This window comes from Mesorhizobium sp. M4B.F.Ca.ET.214.01.1.1 (assembly GCF_004791545.1).
GTDB lineage: Bacteria > Pseudomonadota > Alphaproteobacteria > Rhizobiales > Rhizobiaceae > Mesorhizobium > Mesorhizobium abyssinicae.
Genome location: NZ_SRUX01000001.1, coordinates 195,300 through 211,195, shown reverse-complemented (window position 1 = coordinate 211,195; position 15,896 = coordinate 195,300). Strand labels below are relative to the sequence as shown.

At 65.3% G+C, this 15,896-nt stretch carries 17 protein-coding genes; 4 read left to right on the top strand and 13 right to left on the bottom strand.

Going from position 1 to position 15,896, the window contains the following annotated elements; translation table 11 throughout:
- Positions 1-67 precede the first annotated feature (67 nt).
- Entirely contained in the window at positions 68-586 is a 519-nt protein-coding gene (gene fabA / locus EN857_RS00980) for a 3-hydroxyacyl-[acyl-carrier-protein] dehydratase FabA (protein WP_127390837.1), read from the bottom strand.
- A 266-nt stretch (positions 587-852) separates the two neighbouring features.
- Between fabA and irrA the strand changes: the two genes are divergently transcribed.
- Together irrA and EN857_RS00970 are read left to right on the top strand one after the other, a co-directional pair.
- Positions 853-1,284 (top strand): iron response transcriptional regulator IrrA, encoded by a 432-nt coding sequence (gene irrA, locus EN857_RS00975; protein WP_127390836.1) that lies wholly within the window; start codon positions 853-855, stop codon positions 1,282-1,284.
- Between the two features lie 10 nt (positions 1,285-1,294).
- Positions 1,295-1,684 carry a DUF4260 domain-containing protein gene (locus EN857_RS00970; RefSeq protein WP_135857593.1) on the top strand — a complete coding sequence of 130 codons (390 nt, stop codon included), beginning with the start codon at positions 1,295-1,297 and terminating at the stop codon, positions 1,682-1,684.
- A 12-nt stretch (positions 1,685-1,696) separates the two neighbouring features.
- On the opposite strand, the gene EN857_RS00965 is transcribed toward EN857_RS00970, so the two are convergent.
- Complete coding sequence (locus tag EN857_RS00965) at positions 1,697-2,257, bottom strand: SH3 domain-containing protein (protein ID WP_127286511.1); 561 nt, start codon at positions 2,255-2,257, stop codon at positions 1,697-1,699.
- Between the two features lie 169 nt (positions 2,258-2,426).
- On the opposite strand from EN857_RS00965, the gene EN857_RS00960 reads away from it, so the two are divergent.
- Positions 2,427-3,428 (top strand): D-glycerate dehydrogenase, encoded by a 1,002-nt coding sequence (locus EN857_RS00960; RefSeq protein ID WP_127286510.1) that lies wholly within the window; start codon positions 2,427-2,429, stop codon positions 3,426-3,428.
- A gap of 15 nt (positions 3,429-3,443) precedes the next feature.
- Here EN857_RS00960 and EN857_RS00955 read toward each other — a convergent pair whose 3' ends face one another.
- The 11 genes from EN857_RS00955 to EN857_RS00905 form a co-directional block, all read right to left on the bottom strand.
- On the bottom strand, positions 3,444-3,851 hold the full coding sequence (locus EN857_RS00955; protein ID WP_135857592.1) for a DUF126 domain-containing protein: 408 nt from the start codon (positions 3,849-3,851) through the stop codon (positions 3,444-3,446).
- Positions 3,848-5,101 carry an aconitase X catalytic domain-containing protein gene (locus EN857_RS00950; RefSeq protein ID WP_135857589.1) on the bottom strand — a complete coding sequence of 418 codons (1,254 nt, stop codon included), beginning with the start codon at positions 5,099-5,101 and terminating at the stop codon, positions 3,848-3,850. The genes EN857_RS00955 and EN857_RS00950 overlap by 4 nt, the downstream gene beginning before the upstream one ends.
- Positions 5,098-5,586 (bottom strand): GNAT family N-acetyltransferase, encoded by a 489-nt coding sequence (locus EN857_RS00945; RefSeq protein WP_135857587.1) that lies wholly within the window; start codon positions 5,584-5,586, stop codon positions 5,098-5,100. Before EN857_RS00945 ends, EN857_RS00950 begins: the two co-directional genes overlap by 4 nt.
- Positions 5,587-5,590: 4 nt before the next feature.
- Positions 5,591-6,340 carry a molybdopterin-synthase adenylyltransferase MoeB gene (locus EN857_RS00940; protein WP_135857585.1) on the bottom strand — a complete coding sequence of 250 codons (750 nt, stop codon included), beginning with the start codon at positions 6,338-6,340 and terminating at the stop codon, positions 5,591-5,593.
- A gap of 31 nt (positions 6,341-6,371) precedes the next feature.
- Complete coding sequence (gene recF, locus EN857_RS00935; RefSeq protein WP_135857583.1) at positions 6,372-7,535, bottom strand: DNA replication/repair protein RecF; 1,164 nt, start codon at positions 7,533-7,535, stop codon at positions 6,372-6,374.
- Between the two features lie 140 nt (positions 7,536-7,675).
- The gene (dnaN, locus tag EN857_RS00930; protein WP_127287223.1) at positions 7,676-8,794 is read right to left on the bottom strand and encodes a DNA polymerase III subunit beta; all 1,119 of its coding nucleotides are present in this window, start codon (positions 8,792-8,794) and stop codon (positions 7,676-7,678) included.
- Positions 8,795-8,993: 199 nt separating this feature from the next.
- Positions 8,994-10,466, bottom strand: a complete 1,473-nt coding sequence (gene dnaA, locus EN857_RS00925; protein WP_245493350.1) for a chromosomal replication initiator protein DnaA — start codon at positions 10,464-10,466, stop codon at positions 8,994-8,996.
- A gap of 922 nt (positions 10,467-11,388) precedes the next feature.
- Positions 11,389-11,655, bottom strand: coding sequence for a 30S ribosomal protein S20 (gene rpsT / locus EN857_RS00920; RefSeq protein ID WP_127285914.1), 267 nt, complete (start codon positions 11,653-11,655; stop codon positions 11,389-11,391).
- A 158-nt stretch (positions 11,656-11,813) separates the two neighbouring features.
- A complete protein-coding gene (locus EN857_RS00915; protein ID WP_127285913.1) occupies positions 11,814-12,587 on the bottom strand; it encodes an enoyl-CoA hydratase in 774 nt (257 codons plus the stop codon).
- A gap of 40 nt (positions 12,588-12,627) precedes the next feature.
- Positions 12,628-13,518, bottom strand: coding sequence for a bifunctional DNA-formamidopyrimidine glycosylase/DNA-(apurinic or apyrimidinic site) lyase (gene mutM / locus EN857_RS00910; protein WP_135857580.1), 891 nt, complete (start codon positions 13,516-13,518; stop codon positions 12,628-12,630).
- Positions 13,502-14,752, bottom strand: coding sequence for a phosphopentomutase (locus EN857_RS00905; RefSeq protein WP_135857954.1), 1,251 nt, complete (start codon positions 14,750-14,752; stop codon positions 13,502-13,504). Before EN857_RS00905 ends, mutM begins: the two co-directional genes overlap by 17 nt.
- 173 nt (positions 14,753-14,925) lie before the next feature.
- Between EN857_RS00905 and EN857_RS00900 the strand changes: the two genes are divergently transcribed.
- The gene (locus tag EN857_RS00900) at positions 14,926-15,888 is read left to right on the top strand and encodes a PhnD/SsuA/transferrin family substrate-binding protein (RefSeq protein WP_135857577.1); all 963 of its coding nucleotides are present in this window, start codon (positions 14,926-14,928) and stop codon (positions 15,886-15,888) included.
- Positions 15,889-15,896 lie beyond the last annotated feature (8 nt).

Genomic DNA, 15,896 nt, shown 5'->3' with positions numbered 1-15,896 from the left:
CATACGCAAAATCAAAGCGCCATGCGGTCCCGCATGCAAAGGGTGCATGGCGCGGTGGTGGCGCCGGTCAAGCCGCCGCCGATTGCTTGGACAGACCCACTTTCAGATCCGTCGCCGCGTATATGGGTTCGCCATCCGCCTTCAGCCAGCCATCGGCGATACCGAGCACCAGACGCCCGCGCATCACGCGCTTGAAGTCGATGCCGTATTCCACCTTCTTGACCGACGGCGTCACCATGCCCTTGAACTTCACCTCGCCGGTCGACAGCGCCATGCCCTTGCCCGGCTCGCCGAGCCAGCCGAGATAGAACCCGGTCAGCTGCCACATGGCGTCGAGACCGAGGCAGCCCGGCATGATCGGGTTGCCGATGAAATGGCAGGCGAAGAACCAAAGGTCCGGCTTGATGTCGAACTCGGCGCGGATGAAGCCCTTGTCGAAGGCGCCGCCGGTCTCGCTGATCTCGGTGATGCGGTCGAACATCAGCATCGGCGGGTAGGGCAACTGCGCGTTGCCCGGTCCGAACAGCTCGCCGCGGGCGCAGGCAAGCAGTTCTTCATACTCGTAGCTGGACTTCGAACCCGCCATGAATTTCGTCCCCGTGATCGTCCCGGGCGGTGGGGCGCCCTTGTCGTTGGCTTCCTAACACAATCTTTCCAAGGCCGGAAACCGGCGTTTGCGCTTAACCTGCCCGTCTGCCCGGGTCAATGCGCGCCTGCGCACAAGCGTCTTGCTCTATTGATCGCATTCGGCCGACAGAATATATGTCGGAACGTGTCCAGTTTCGGCCGAGGACGTTTTTTCGCCACTCTGGACGTGTTTTTGGGCCGAAAGGGCGAGCTTCGACGGGATAGATGGATCAGGGCAGCCGGAAGGACAATGTCGCTGTGGACAAGCGGGTTCGCGAGGCCGGCCTGAGGCCGACACGTCAGCGCGTTGCGCTGGCCGATCTGCTTTTTGCCAAGGGCGACCGCCATCTTTCGGCCGAGGAACTGCACGAGGAGGCGATCGCCGCCGGCGTGCCGGTGTCGCTGGCCACCGTCTACAACGCCCTTCACCAGTTCACCCAGGCGGGTCTGCTGCGCATTCTCGCCGTCGAGGGATCGAAGACCTATTTCGACACCAACACCTCCGACCACCATCATTTCTACATCGAAGGCGAGAACAGGATCTTCGATATCGCCAGCGGCCCGGTGACTGTCTCCAACCTGCCGGAGCCTCCGCAGGGCATGGAAATCGCCAATGTCGATATCGTGGTCAGGCTGCGCCCGAAGCGCCGCGACTGATCCGTTTGCGATGCGGCCTCTCGATCTCGCGGTAAAGCTGGAATGGTGGGTCGCCGCGGCGGCTTCCGTCGTCCTCTATGCGATGACTGGCGCTTCCTGGTGGCTGTTCGCGCTGCTCATCCTCGCGCCGGATCTGTCGATGCTGGGGTACCTGGCGGGACCGCGTGTCGGCGCCGTCGCCTATAACGCCCTGCACATGCTGATTGTCCCGCTCGTCCTGGCGCTGGCCGGCCACGTCCTCGGCAGCTCGATGACCACAGCGGTCGCGCTGATCTGGATCGCCCACATCGCCATCGACCGCGCGCTCGGCTACGGCCTGAAGCTGCCCAGCGGTTTTCAGGATACCCACCTCGGCCGTATCGGACGCCGCGAACTCCAAGCGCCTGTCACGCCGGATTAGTGTCAGGCCGGATCAGTTCTTGACCCGTTCGCCCGGATAGGCGCCCCAGACGACCGACTGCGGCAGCCAGCCGGTATGGCCCTCGAAGGTCATCTCGCACCATTGCCCGTCGCAGGCCTTGATCGCGCCCATGACGCCGGGTTCGACGATGGCCACCACGCCGGCGTCCTTGTCCTTGTCGTCGAGCAGGTTGATTCGGCCGCCCTTGCCGCGCTGCCAGGGCGCGACGATCGCCGTGCGGCGTCCCGACAGCAGCGACTGGTTGATCCAGCCCTCCGAGCCGTCGGCGTCGCGCACGCGCCGCCAGGTGTCGAACTCCTGGATGATTTCCATCGGCAGGCCGGCCTTCATGTACATCCAGTCGACCGAATAGTTGGCGCCGGGGCCGACGCGCGAATTGACGCGACCCGATTTCAGGCTGACGAAGCGCGGCAGCGGCAGGCCGCTCGGTCCGAGCGTGATCGTCTGCCCGGGAGCGGCGGCGCCCTGTGCCGACACTTGCTGCGGAGAGTAAAGAAGAGCGCCGAGGACTGCTGCGCTGAAAGCCAGGCGGAGCGTCGCGAAACCAGACACTTTGTTTCCTTTCGGCGCCTGCCCGTCGGCCCCGGCGCCCCTTTTTCTTTGTCTTCGGCAGCACCGCTTGTTACAGGAGTGGGCGGATACCGCGATTGGCTACAAGTTTCGCCTGTCTTGGTTAAAGAGGTCTCAACGAGATCGGTTTCGAGGAAGCTTCGGGGATAAAATGGCAGGCAAAAAACGGCCCCTCGTCGTCATCACGCGCAAGCTGCCCGACCCGGTCGAAACCCGCATGCGCGAGCTGTTCGACGCGCGGCTGAATGTCGAGGACCGGCCGATGACGCAGCCGGAGCTGGTCGCCGCGGTCAAGGAAGCCGATGTGCTGGTGCCGACGATCACCGATCATATCGATGCGGCACTGATCGCCCAGGCCGGCGACAATCTCAAGCTGATCGCCAATTTCGGCAACGGCGTCGACAAGATCGACGTCGCGGCGGCGGCGAAGAAGGGCATCACCGTCACCAACACGCCGAACGTGCTGACCGAGGACACGGCCGACATGACCATGGCGCTGATGCTGGCCGTGCCGCGCAGGCTGGCGGAAGGCGCCAACGTGCTCACCGGCGACAAGAAATGGGCCGGCTGGTCGCCGACCTGGATGCTCGGTCGCCGTATCTGGGGCAAGCGGCTCGGCATCGTCGGCATGGGCCGCATCGGCACCGCGGTTGCCAGGCGCGCCAAGGCCTTCGGCCTGTCGATCCACTACCACAACCGCCACCGCGTGCTGCCGGCGGTCGAGGACGAGCTGGAAGCGACCTACTGGGAAAGCCTCGACCAGATGCTGGCCCGCATGGACATCATCTCGGTCAACTGCCCGTCGACGCCGGCGACGTTCCATCTGCTTTCGGCGCGGCGGCTGGCGCTGATGCAGCCGTCGGCCTACATCGTCAACACCGCGCGCGGCGACATCATCGACGAGGAATCGCTGATCAAGCTGATCCATGACGGCAAGATCGCCGGCGCCGGCCTCGACGTCTACGAACACGAGCCGGCGCTGAACAGCAAGCTGCTGAAGCTCGCCGCCAAGGGCAAGGTGGTGCTCCTGCCGCATATGGGCTCGGCGACGCTCGAAGGCCGCATCGACATGGGCGAGAAGGTGATCATCAACATCCGCGCCTTCTTCGACGGCCACCGCCCGCCGGACCGCGTGCTGCCGCTCAGGACGTAGCTGGTTGCGGAGCGCTCAGACGGCGAGGGTGCCGTCGGCAGCGACTTTCACAATGCGCCCGCAATAGGTCTCGAACACGTTTCGAGCGAGCTGGACCGCCATCGGCGTCTGCCAGCCCATTTCCCTGGCGACGATCAGCCCAAGCAGGAGGATTGCGTCCGGCTCGTGCAGCACCAGTGCGGCCGGCGCCCGGCCGTTGTGGACAAGCTCCATCAGCACGGCCGAAGCCGAGGATGAGCCGATCGTGCCCGGCAGGAACAGCACGCGGCCGGAAATCGTCTCGCCATGCTGTGGGTGACGGACATCGGCGATGCGGCCGCTCTTCGGGTCGACGCCGCCCCAGAAGCTGATCGGCGCCGTCAGCACCAGCGCCTCGCCTTCGCCGCCCTTGCCGGGCACCAGGATCTCGGCTCGGGCGTTCATGCTGCGATATCCGTAAAGCGTGGCTTACCAAGAACGGCGCTTTCGACGCAGTCGGCCAGCGAGGCGTAGAGCACGGAGTAGCCGGTGTTGCCCGGCGCGTAGTGCGCGAACTTGCCCGAATTCGTCATCAGCACCCCGTTGCTGAGCTCCGGCATGATCGGCGTCACCACCACGCAGGTGTCGGCAACGATGATCACCCCGCTTGCCTCGAGCGCCTTGCGCCGGCCGCTTTGCTCGAGTCCGGACAGCGCATGGCGGCCGGTGCAGGCATAGATCGGCACGCTGAGCCGGCGGCCGGCGATCAGCCGCTCCAGCGCGTCGAATTCCGGGAGCGACAGATGCGGGCTGCCGATTGCAACCGCATCGATCGTTTTCGATGCCGCCGCCGTCGACAGCCCGGCACGGGCCTTCGCGGCCATTTCAGACGTGACGCGGATCACCGTCTCCGGCGTCGCGCCGGCGAGAATGGTGTTCGCATCGGGCGCTTCCGGCGTCACGCCGGCAATGTGGAACAGGCCGACCGCGCCGGACGAGGCCGCGGCGGCGCCGAATGCCTTGAGCGCATCCTCGCCGGGGTGCTTGGCTACGCCGGTGACGACGCCGACGGCGTTGCCGACCTCGCGACCATAGAGGCTGCCAAGCACCGGCCAGGCGATTTCCGATGCGAGGAAGGAAGGCGAGAGGCCGGAGACATCGAACACCAGCCGCGCCCGCCTGTTCTCGAGGCGATGCAGGCCGTAGTCCGGGGCTCGGCCGGTAATGGCGCAGGCGATGTCGAGGAAATCGCCATAGCGGTTGGTGCGCGCGCCCAGCACCGAATTGCAGAACACCACCGCGTTCGATTCGCCCCAGGCGACGTCGCTGCCCAGCGCTGGCCTGTGCCCGGCCTGGTAAGGCGCGCAGGTCCAGCTCTGCTCGCAGCCAAGCTTGCGATAGGCCTCCATCATCCGCCGCGCCATGCCGCGCGCCGGCTCCTCGAGGCGGATGCGCGCGCAGCCCATCAGGTCGAGCGCGCCGACATTGAGCGTCGAGCGCACGGCGACGCGCGCGCCGCCCTCGACCAGCCTCTCGGCGAACAGCGTGCCGGAATCGCCGTGATAGAGCGCCCCGTCGATATGCGTCGAGGCAATCGGGATCAGTCGCGGCGCGCCGAGCAGCCGGGCGCTTTCGGCGACGATGCGCATCGCCATCGCGGCGCCGTCCTTGCCGGCGGCGATCGCCTGTTCTTCCGCGCTGAGGGCGAGGCTCATGGCAGCACCTTGCGCATGGTGATCGACGTCGGCCGATCGTAGCCTTCATGCGCCGTGCGTTCGGTCTCGCCAAAGCCCAGCCGGGCGAAGGCGCTGTGATTTGCGGAGAGCTCGATGCGGGTCTGCAGTTCGATGGCGCCCTTGCCACGGCTCACAGCAATATCCTCGGCGGCCCGCATCAGCAGCCTGCCGATGCCTTGCCCCTGAAAGTCCGGCTCGACCGCGAGCTTGCCGATGTAGAAATCGTCCTGCCTTTCCAGCATGAAAATGCAGCCGACGATCCTCGCACCCTGCAGAGCCAGGAAACCCGTCTCCTGCTTTGCCTTTTCCTTGAGCTTTGCGGCGGTCAGCAGATGCGCCGAGGACGGCGGATCGATGACGCCGTCCATATAGGCAAAGGCGCGCATGATCAGCGAATGCAACTCGTCCCATTGCCCGAAATCGGGTGGAATTTGCATGACGAAGACGCCTGTCGGCCGGTCCATGCGATCAGGCTCTCTTGTAGCGGATCGTGTCGAAGCGCGCGCTGAGCGCGTCGTAAAGCAAAAGCCGGCCGACCAGCGGCTCGCCGATGCCGGTGATCAGCTTGATCGCCTCCATCGCCTGCAGCGTTCCGATCACACCGGTCAGCGCGCCGACCACGCCGGCGACGGCGCAGGACGGCACCAGTCCCTCCGGCGGTGCTTCCGGGAAAAGGTCGCGGTAGCCGGGGTTAGGCTTGCCGTCGGCGCCGGTCTCGAACGGTTTCAGAACCGTCAGCGAGCCGTCGAAGCGGCCGACGGCGGCGTGCACCAGGGGCTTGGCTTCCGCGGCGCAGGCATCGGCCACCGCATAACGCGTCTCGAAATTGTCGGAGCCGTCGACCACGATGTCGTATCGTGCGACGAGGGCAGGGGCATTCTCCGCCGTCAGCCTGAGCTGATGCGGCTCGACCGCCACATTGGGGTTGATGCGCATGATCGCCGCGGACGCGCTGTCGGTTTTGGCAATGCCGATCGCGTCCGTGCCGTGGATCACCTGCCTCTGCAGGTTGGACAGCGAGACCGTGTCGTCGTCGGCGATGCCGAGCGTGCCGACGCCGGCGGCGGCGAGATATTCGAGCACCGGGGCGCCGAGCCCGCCGGCGCCGATCACCAGCACCCGCGCCCGCTTCAGTTTCTGTTGGCCGGCGCCGCCGATCTCCGGCAGCACGATGTGGCGCGCGTAGCGCTCGAGTTCTTCGTCGGTAAGCGTGGTCATGGCCAGACCTTATCGTGGCGCAAAAACCTTGTCAGGGGTCTTCCGTTGGCCCAACGTTGCCGTGGTCGACCGTCAGGAACTGCGCGCGGCCTTCGAGGCTGGAAAACAGCGCCGCGTCGGTTCCGGTCATGAACGCCTGGCAGTTCAGCTCCTCCAGGATCGAGAACAGGGCGGCGCGCCGGCCGGCGTCGAGATGCGCCGCGATTTCGTCGAGCAGCAGGATCGGCGTCATCCCCGACATCTCGCCGGTCAGCCTTGCATGCGAGACCACGATGCCGACCAGGAGCGCCTTCTGCTCGCCGGTCGAGCAAAGCTCGGCCGGCATTGCCTTGGGCCTGTGCCGCACTACGAGATCGGAGCGATGCGGGCCGTCCAGCGTGCGGCCGGCGGCGCGGTCGCGGTCGCGGCCATCGGCCAGCGCGCGGCGAAACCGCTCCTCGACATCGACCGCCGGCGCGCTGCCGAGCGCGTTTTCCAAATCGCCGTCGAGGCTGATGTCGGCTTGCGGAAACGGTCCGCTGGACGGCAGCCTCTCGATCATCGCGGCAAGCAGGCGCGCCAGCTCGGCGCGGGCCGCCGCGATCGCCACGCCGGTCTCGGCCATCTGCGTCTCGATGGCATTGAACCAGCTGCCGTCGCGAGATCCTTCCGTAAGCAGGCGATTACGTCCGCGCATCGCCTTCTCGTAGTCGAGCGCGCGCTGGCCGTGGCCGGGATCGATCGCCAGCACCAGCCGGTCGAGGAAGCGCCGGCGGTCGGCCGCCGGCCCGGGGAACAGGCCGTCCATCGCCGGCGTCAGCCAGACGACACGCAGCCACTCCAGCATATCCTCGGACGACCGCGCCGCGGCGCCATTGATCCGCACCCGTCTGCCGCTCTCGCCGCTGTCGCCGCCCGCAATGCCGGTGCCGATCTCGGCCTGGCCTTCCGGCCCTTCGATGCGGGCGTGCAGCGCAAAACCGCCATCGCCGCCTTCACGCGCCAGGTCGGCATAGGGCGCGCGGCGCAGTCCGCGCCCGGGCGTCAGCAGCGAGATCGCTTCCAGCAGATTGGTCTTGCCGGCGCCATTGTCGCCGGACAGCACCACCGCCCCGGGCGACAGGCCGATGGATAGCGCCGCATAGTTGCGGAAATTCGTAAGTGTAAGCTTACTTATATGCGTTTGCTGCTGGAGCTGTGTTGCACCTGCGGTCACGGCAGCAAAATCGCCTCGTTGGCGGCCTAGAGCCGGATGATTTCAGGTCGAATCGACCTGAAATCTGCATCCGGCTCCAAATCAAAGAGATAGAGCATGATGTCATCCGAAAACCGCATCACACTCTTTGGCATCATGCTCTAGACCCGCATCGGCATCAGCACGTAGAGCGCGGTCTCGTCGGCCATGTCGTGGATCAGCGTCGGCGAGCCGGCGTCGGCGAGCATGAATTTAGCCTCCGTGCCGGTGAGCTGCGCGGCGACGTCGAGCAGGTACTTGGCGTTGAAGCCGATCTCGATCGGATCGGCCGAATAGTCGGCGGCCAGTTCCTCGGTGGCGCTGCCGGAATCCGGATTGTTGACGGCCAGCGTCAGCTGGCCCTCGGCGATCGACAGTTTCACCGCCCGGCCGCGCTCCGACGAAATGGTCGAGACGCGGTCGACGGCCGCGGCGAAGCTCTGCCGGTCGATGATCAGCTTCTTGTCGTTGCCGGTCGGAATGACGCGTTGATAGTCCGGGAAGGTGCCGTCGATCAGCTTCGAGGTCAGAACCACGCTGCCGATGGTGAAGCGGATCTTGGTGTCGGAAAGTTCGGTGGTCACGGCCACATCCGGGTCGTCGACCAGCTTCTGCAGCTCGCTCACCGTCTTGCGCGGGATGATGATGCCCGGCATGCCTTCGGACCCTGCCGGCGCGTCGATCTCGGCGCGCGCCAGGCGGTGGCCGTCGGTCGCCACCGAGCGCAGCTTCAGCTTGCCGCCGGCTTCATGCGTGTGCAGGTAGATGCCGTTGAGGTAGTAGCGCGTCTCCTCGGTGGAGATGGCAAATTGCGTCTTTTCGATCAGGCCTTTCAGGTCAAGCGAATCGAGCCGGAAGATGTGCGAGAAGGAACCGGCCGAAAGCTCCGGGAAATCGGACTGCGGCAGGCACTGCAGACGGAAGCTCGAACGGCCCGAGGTGACGGTCATCGCATTGCCGTCCTCGTCGGTCTTCAGCATCACCTCCGCCCCGTCGGCGAGCTTGCGCACGATGTCGTAGAGCAGATGCGCCGGAACGGTCGTCGCTCCGCCGCGCTCGACCTTGGCGGGCGTCGCTTCGGTCACTTCCAGATCGAGGTCGGTCGCCTTCATCTCGAGGCTGGCGCCCTCGGCGCTGAGCAGCACGTTGGACAGGATCGGTATGGTGTTGCGCCGCTCGACCACGCGGTGGACATGGTTGAGCGACTTCAGGAGATTTGACCGTTCCAGGATAACACGCATGACGAAACAGGCTCGCTTGAATGGATGAGCGGGTCTCCGGCGAGCGGCGCCCCGCGAAAGGTCTGAACAGGCTCAGAATCTGCTTAAGCTGACAGGAAAAAGCCTGCAAACGCAAGCCCGCGCCACCGGTTAGGACCGGTTGCGCGGGCTTTCTGGGGATAAAGCCGGCGAAGTCCCCGATCCGGCTTTTCCCGGGCGCTCAAGCCTGGTCGTTGATCAGCCTTCGCAAGAGTTCCAGTTCCTGCGCCAGCGTGTTGTCCGCGCCCGAAAGGTCCTCGATCTTGCGCACCGCGTGCAGCACCGTCGTATGATCGCGGCCGCCGAACCGCCGTCCGATCTCCGGCAGCGAACGCGGCGTCATCACCTTCGACAGGTACATGGCGACCTGCCGCGGTTTGACGATGGTGCGCGTGCGCCGGTTGGACAGAAGCTCGGTCTTCGACACATTGTAGTGACGCGCCACGATGCGCTGGATGTCCTCGATGCGCACCCGCTTCGGCTCGCCCGAGCGATAGATGTGGCCGAGGATCTCATCGATGCGGTCGATGCTGATCTGCGGCTCGAAGGACTGCCTGAACAGGAGCTGGTTGAAGGCGCCCTCCAGCTCGCGCCCGCTGCCCGTCACCGTGCGCGCGACATGGTTGAGGATCTCCTCCGAAATATCGAGCGAGGTGTCGTCGACCTTGGCCGTCGCAAGACGCAGCTTCAGCATGCCGAGCCGCATGGCGAAGTCCGGCGCCGACATTTCCAGCGCCACGCCGCCATTGAGGCGCGAGCGGACGCGCGGCTCCAGCGATTCCAGCTCCGACGGCGGCCGGTCGGCGGCGACCACCACCTGCTTGGCGCTGTCGAGCAGCATGTTGATGAGATGGCAGAATTCATGCTGGATCGACTTGCCCTGCAGGAACTGCATATCGTCGATGATCAGCAGGTCGATGTCGCGTAGCTGCTCCTTGAGCGTCAGCGCGTTGTTGTCGCGGATCGCGGTAGCGAAGCGCCACATGAAATACTCGGCCGTCAGATAGACGACGCGCGATTTCGGGTTGTGCATCAGCGATTCCGCCGCGATCGCCTGCAGAAGATGCGTCTTGCCGAGACCGACCGTGGCATGAAGGAACAGCGGGTTGAAGCGCACCGCACTCGACTGCGATTCCGCCACCGCCTTTGCCGCGGCGAAAGCCACCCGGTTCGACGGGCCTTCGATGAAGGAATTGAACGTGTAGCGCGGATCGAGCGGCGACCCCAGCACATTGTGCCGGAACTCCGTTTCGGCGGGCGCGCCCTGGCGCGGCGCCGGTGCCCGCTCCACCCTGCCTGATCCGGCGGTGCCTGCCGCGAGCGCCGTTTGCGTCTGCCTGGTCATCTTGCGTGCCGGCGCCACTTCCGGCTCGACGCCATTGCGCGTCTGGCGCGTGGCGGTGCGCACCACGATCTCGATCTTCAGGACCTCGGGATCCTCGTGCTTCCACAGTTCGGCGATCAGATCGAGATAGTGGCCGTTGATCCACGACCGCAGGAAGGCCGTGGGCACCGAGATGCGGACAATGCCCCGGGACGCCTCGGCGACCTTCATCCGGCCGAACCAGCTAGAATAGACCTCGGCTCCCAAGCGCGCCTTCAGCTGGGTCTTGACCCGCTCGAACTTCTGTTCCGCGTCGCTGGATGCCACCATGTCGCCCCCTCCGACAAAAGTTGCTTGAAATGGGAGTTCGCTCGTTAGCTCCCTTTCGATGCCGCTCTGCATGACCGCGTTCCTTGCCTGTTTGTACCTGTTTTCCGCCGGGGATGCGCCTCCTGCATCCATGTTTCCGGCGACCGTATCTTCGCTGCGACACTGCCACCGCCGCTGGTGGTGAATGCCGCCTCGTTCTACACAAGGGACCGGTCCCGGCCCTTGCAAGCCGGGTCGTTTTTCTGAACAAGGCAAAGCTCTACCGCCCGGCGAAAACGCCGGCGCGCCATCGACCTGCCATGTAAAAATTACGCCAGTCCCCTACCCGCATCGAAAAGACAAATCAAACCCGTTCGCGGAATTGCTCCACGTCATGAATTCTGCCATTTTGTGGTGGCCAATTCAGGCTGGGTTTGGGGGCCAAGAGCCCGTCCCTTCGATGGATGGACATTACCGAAATCGCTGTGGATAGGGCAAGGCCACGACTAACGGATTTTTAACGAATCTGGTTAGCGGAGGCGGGTCTGCAACAGGTGCCGCAACGGCATATTTTGACAAAGCCATTGTGATTCAAACCCTTTTCCGGCGAATATGAAAAAGGCCACCCGGCAGGAAATTTTCTGAAATAATTCGCTTGACAGCTACTTGTCCCCCGCAGCTCGAACTCGATGTGAACAAGCTGTGGATCACCGTCTGCAAGTGACTGAAATGTATGGATAATTTCTGACAGCTGAATCTGGGTGCGCACCCGCTTTCGACATAACGGAATATCAGTGCGCATGTATATGCCGGCAAAACAATCTGGATTTTGAAATCCAGCCCGGATGCGATCTCCGGGCGTTCTTTTTAAGTACTTGCCGGCAAACGAAAAAACCCGGCGTCATCCGCCGGGTTCGAAGAACGCTAGTCTAGGGTAGGCGTATCAGGCGGTCAGTACCTTGACCCGGTGCGCCAGCCGCGAAACCTTGCGCGATGCCGTGTTCTTGTGGATCACGCCCTTGGTCGCGGCGCGCATCAATTCCGGCTCGGCGGCCTTGAAGGCGGCGAGTGCCGCGGCCTTGTCGCCCGAGGCCAGCGCCTCTTCGACCTGGCGCACATAGGTGCGGACGCGCGAGCGGCGGTTCTTGTTGATCGCGGCGCGGCGGGCGATCTTGCGCGTTGCCTTTTTGGCCGAGGAGGTATTGGCCATGATGCCTCTCTTCTGATCTGGTGGGCGCCAGCAGTATCGCAGGGCGCAAAAAACAAACGGGCAGCCACAGGCCGCCTCGGTTGGTGCGGCTTATAGTTCAGCTTTTCCGGCGCGTCAACGCCGCTTTGCCTTCTTTTTGAGGCTGGCGCCCGGCCATCTTATCGATTGGTGAAATTGGGCTTCCGCTTCTCGGCGAAGGCCGCCATGCCTTCCTTCTGGTCGTCCAGCGCAAACAGCGAATGGAACAGCCGCCGCTCGAACCGCAAACCCTCCGCAAGCGTCGTCTCATAGGCCCGGTTGACGGCCTCTTTCGTCATCATCACCGAGGGCAGCGAGAATTCCGCTATCTTTGCCGCGGCCTTCAGCGCCTCCTCGACGAGGTCGCCGGCGGGCACGACTCGCGAGACCAGCCCGCAGCGCTCTGCCTCCGCCGCATCCATCATCCGCCCCGTCAGGCACATATCCATGGCCTTCGACTTGCCGACGAACCGGGTCAGCCGCTGCGATCCGCCCATGCCGGGCATCACGCCGAGCGTGATCTCGGGCTGGCCGAACCTTGCGGTGTCCGCGGCGATGATGAAATCGCACATCATTGCCAGTTCGCAGCCGCCGCCAAGGGCGTAACCCGCGACCGCCGCGATGATCGGCTTTCGCACGCGCGTAAGCTCCTCCCAGCCGACGAAGAAGTCCTGCGTGTAGGCATCGACGAAGGCGATCGACTGCATCTGCTTGATGTCGGCGCCCGCGGCGAAGGCCTTCTCGGAACCGGTGATGACGATCGCGCCGATGCCGGGGTCGGCGCCGAACCCGTTCACCGCCTCGACCGCTTCTCTCATGACCTCGGTGTTCAGCGCATTGAGCGCCTTCGGCCGGTTCAGCGTGATCAGCCCGACCTTGCCGCGCGTCTCCACGATGATGGTTTCATAGGTCATGGCATCGCCTCCTCGTTCCGATTGAGGAGATCGGTCTAGCTCACCGCTGACAGGTCCGGCAATAGAAGGTCGAGCGGCCGCTCTGCACGATACGCTCGATGTGGCCGCCGCAGCCAGGCTTCGGGCATGGCTCGCCTTCGCGGTCGTAGACGGCGAAGGAATGCTGGAAATAGCCGAGCGACCCATCGGTCTGCACATAGTCGCGCAGCGACGATCCGCCGGCGGCGATCGCATCGGCGATGACCGACCGGATCGCCTCGGCCAGCCGTTCGGCCTGCTCGCTGGCCTTCTTGCCGGCCTTGGCGATGGTGCCTGCTTCGCGCAGCGGCGACAGGCCGGCGCGCCACAACGCTTCGGACACATAGATATTGCCGAGCCCGGCGATCAGCCGCTGGTCGAGAAGCGCTGCCTTCAACGGCGATCTGCGGCCCTTGAGCAGCGAGGCGAGCAGGGCGCCGTCCAGCGCATTGCCTGTCGGCTCGACGCCCAGGCCGGTCAGCATCGGATGGGTATCGGGCACACCTTCGGCAAACAGCATGAAGCCGAAACGGCGCGGATCATTGAAGATCACGCGCGAGCGGGCGCCCGCGGCCGTCTCGACATCGAAAACGACATGGTCGTGCGTGGAGCTCTTCGACCGCTCGTGATGAAAGGTGCCTGGCGTCTCGTTGCCATCGGCGGCTTCGATGCGGAACGAGCCCGACATGCCGAGATGGCAGATCAGCACCGGGCCGCCATCCAACTGCATGGTCAGGTATTTGGCGCGACGGCCGAGCGCGGTGATGGTCTTGCCGGTCAGCCGTTCGGAGAAACGCGCGGGAAATGGAAACCTGAGATCGGGCCGGCGCGCCTCGACCCTGACCAGGCGAGCGCCTTCCAGGACCGGCTGCAGCCCGCGCCGGACGGTTTCGACCTCAGGCAGTTCGGGCATGACCGCCGATTGCTCCAAGAAAGGAGGTGCCGTGACGGCCGGGCGCCAGCCCGAGATGCTCGGCGACGGTCTCGCCGATATCGGCGAAGGTTGGCCTGAGGCCGATGTCGCCGCCTGCCAGCCCCGGTCCGGTGCCGATCACCGGGATGCGTTCGCGCGTATGGTCGGTGCCGCGCCAGGTCGGATCGTTGCCATGGTCGGCGGTGAGGATGAGCAGGTCGCCTTGCCGCAGTTTCGCCAGCGCTTCGGGCAGGCGCCGATCGAACGCCTCCAGCGCCGCGGCATAGCCGGCGACATCGCGCCGGTGGCCGAACTCGGTGTCGAAATCGACGAAATTGGCAAACACCAGGTCGCCGTCGCCGGCATCGTCCATCGCGCCGAGCGCCTTGTCGAACATCGCCATGTTGCCGGCTGCCTTGCGCACCTCCGAGATGCCGCGATGCGCGAAGATGTCGCCGATCTTGCCGACCGCGATGACCTTGCTGCCGCGCCCCGTCAGCCGGTCGAGCAGCGTCGGTTCGGGTGGCGGCACGGCATAGTCGCGGCGGTTATATGTCCGCTCGAAGGTGGCGACGGTTTCCCCGACAAAAGGCCGCGCGATTACCCGGCCGATGTTCAGCGGATCGGCCAGCCTGCGCACCGTCTTGCAGAATTCGTAGAGCCGTTCGAGGCCGAAATGCGTTTCGTGGGCGGCGATCTGCAGCACGGAATCGACCGAGGTGTAGCAGATCGGCTTGCCGGTCCGGATATGCTCCTCGCCGAACCGCTCGATGATCTCGATTCCTCCCGCGTGGCAATCGCCCAGAATGCCGGGCACCTTTCCCTCGCTGATCATCGCCTCGGTCAGTTCGGCCGGAAAGGCGGGCACCGTCTGCGGGAAATAGCCCCAGTCGAAACGCACCGGCAGGCCGGCTATCTCCCAGTGGCCGGACGGCGTGTCCTTGCCGCTCGACACTTCTTGCGCCGCGCCATGGAAAGCCGCCGCGATCGGCGCCGTGCCGCCATTGCCGAAGCGGAACCCCGTCGCGGTTTCCGCCGCGCCCGCCAGCCCAAGCGAGACCATGTTGGGCAGGGCGAGCGGTCCCTTGCGCAGGCCCTCGCGATCCGCGCGCCCCTCGGCGCAGGCGAGCGCGATGTGACCGAACGTGTCGGCGCCGGCATCGCCATAGCGTTCGGCGTCGGCGGCGCCGCCGATGCCGAACGAGTCGAGGACAAAGAGGAAAGCGCGCGCCATCAAAGGGGTCATTGTTGCCTGTCTGCGGCTCCAGACATAGGGTTCCGCATCGCCATTGGCAATTCGGAAACCAAACGGCAACCGCTCGGCGCGATAGTCGGGCGAGACGGGATGCCGGTACGGGCGGGGCAGGGATGGGAAGGCGCGGCGGATTTTCGGCAAGGCCTGCCTGCATGGCTGCTTTGGCATTGCTGGCCGCGTCCTGGCCGGATACGGCCAGCGCCGATTGGCGCGACGACATCGGCACATTCCGCGTCGGCATCGTCGCCGAACCTGGAGCCGGCAACACCGTTCCCGGCCTGGCGCTGCTCACCGACGCCTACACCAAGGCACTCGGCATGAAGGTCGAGTTTGTCGTCGCCCGCGACTACCGGGCGCTGATCGAGGCGCAGGTGGAGGGACGCATCCAGTATGCCGTCTATTCGGCCGTCGCCTATGCGACGGCGTCCGAGCGTTGCGGCTGCGTCGAGCCGCTGGTGGCGCCGGTCGATACCGATGGCGCCGCCGGCATCCGCTCGCTCCTTGTGACGCGCGACGGCAAGGTGTCGGATCTCGCGGCCATGCCGGGCCATCGCATCGCCATGGCGCCTGCCGACAGCGTCGGCGGCTCGCTTTTGCCGCTCGCCGGCCTGACGGCGACAGGCGTCGGGATCAGCGAGGATTCACCCTATCTGCTGCATGCCGGCACGGCCGCAGCCGCCGAGGCAATGCTGGTCGACGGGGAGGCCGATGCTTTGTTCGGCTGGGAAACGGCGCTGGCGGATGGCAATCCGGCCGCGGCCGACAGTCCGCCGGCCCTTCCGGCAGGCCAGCCGGCCGACACGGGCGACCAGCCGGCCGATCCGAACGGCACGATGGCGCGGCTTGAGGCGGCGGGTGTTTCGAAGGCGGCGCTGCGGATCGTGTGGACGTCAGGCCTGCTCAGATACGGCCCGCATGCCGTGCGCAGCGATCTCGATCCCGAGGCCAAGCGCCGGCTCACCGTGTTTCTCACCAACCTGAAATCGATGACGCCGGAAGTCTACGATCTTCTGGAGACGACGCATTCGGGCGGCTTCACCGTCGCCTCGCAAAAGGACTATGCGATGGCGGCTGCGATCGTGCGCATGGTGTCGGGCAAAGAGGGCGGGCAATAACTCCAGGC

Coding starts and splice junctions, on each gene's coding strand:
- EN857_RS00900 (WP_135857577.1), top strand. CDS start 14,926: ATGGCTGCTTTGGCATTGCTGGCCGCGTCCTGGCCGGATACGGCCAGC.
- EN857_RS00950 (WP_135857589.1), bottom strand. CDS start 5,101: ATGAGCCTCGCCCTCAGCGCGGAAGAACAGGCGATCGCCGCCGGCAAG.
- irrA (WP_127390836.1), top strand. CDS start 853: ATGGATCAGGGCAGCCGGAAGGACAATGTCGCTGTGGACAAGCGGGTT.
- EN857_RS00955 (WP_135857592.1), bottom strand. CDS start 3,851: ATGAACGCCCGAGCCGAGATCCTGGTGCCCGGCAAGGGCGGCGAAGGC.
- fabA (WP_127390837.1), bottom strand. CDS start 586: ATGGCGGGTTCGAAGTCCAGCTACGAGTATGAAGAACTGCTTGCCTGC.
- dnaN (WP_127287223.1), bottom strand. CDS start 8,794: ATGCGTGTTATCCTGGAACGGTCAAATCTCCTGAAGTCGCTCAACCAT.
- EN857_RS00970 (WP_135857593.1), top strand. CDS start 1,295: ATGCGGCCTCTCGATCTCGCGGTAAAGCTGGAATGGTGGGTCGCCGCG.
- rpsT (WP_127285914.1), bottom strand. CDS start 11,655: ATGGCCAATACCTCCTCGGCCAAAAAGGCAACGCGCAAGATCGCCCGC.
- EN857_RS00940 (WP_135857585.1), bottom strand. CDS start 6,340: ATGACCACGCTTACCGACGAAGAACTCGAGCGCTACGCGCGCCACATC.
- EN857_RS00905 (WP_135857954.1), bottom strand. CDS start 14,752: ATGGCGCGCGCTTTCCTCTTTGTCCTCGACTCGTTCGGCATCGGCGGC.
- dnaA (WP_245493350.1), bottom strand. CDS start 10,466: ATGGTGGCATCCAGCGACGCGGAACAGAAGTTCGAGCGGGTCAAGACC.
- EN857_RS00945 (WP_135857587.1), bottom strand. CDS start 5,586: ATGGACCGGCCGACAGGCGTCTTCGTCATGCAAATTCCACCCGATTTC.
- EN857_RS00960 (WP_127286510.1), top strand. CDS start 2,427: ATGGCAGGCAAAAAACGGCCCCTCGTCGTCATCACGCGCAAGCTGCCC.
- EN857_RS00915 (WP_127285913.1), bottom strand. CDS start 12,587: ATGACCTATGAAACCATCATCGTGGAGACGCGCGGCAAGGTCGGGCTG.
- mutM (WP_135857580.1), bottom strand. CDS start 13,518: ATGCCCGAACTGCCTGAGGTCGAAACCGTCCGGCGCGGGCTGCAGCCG.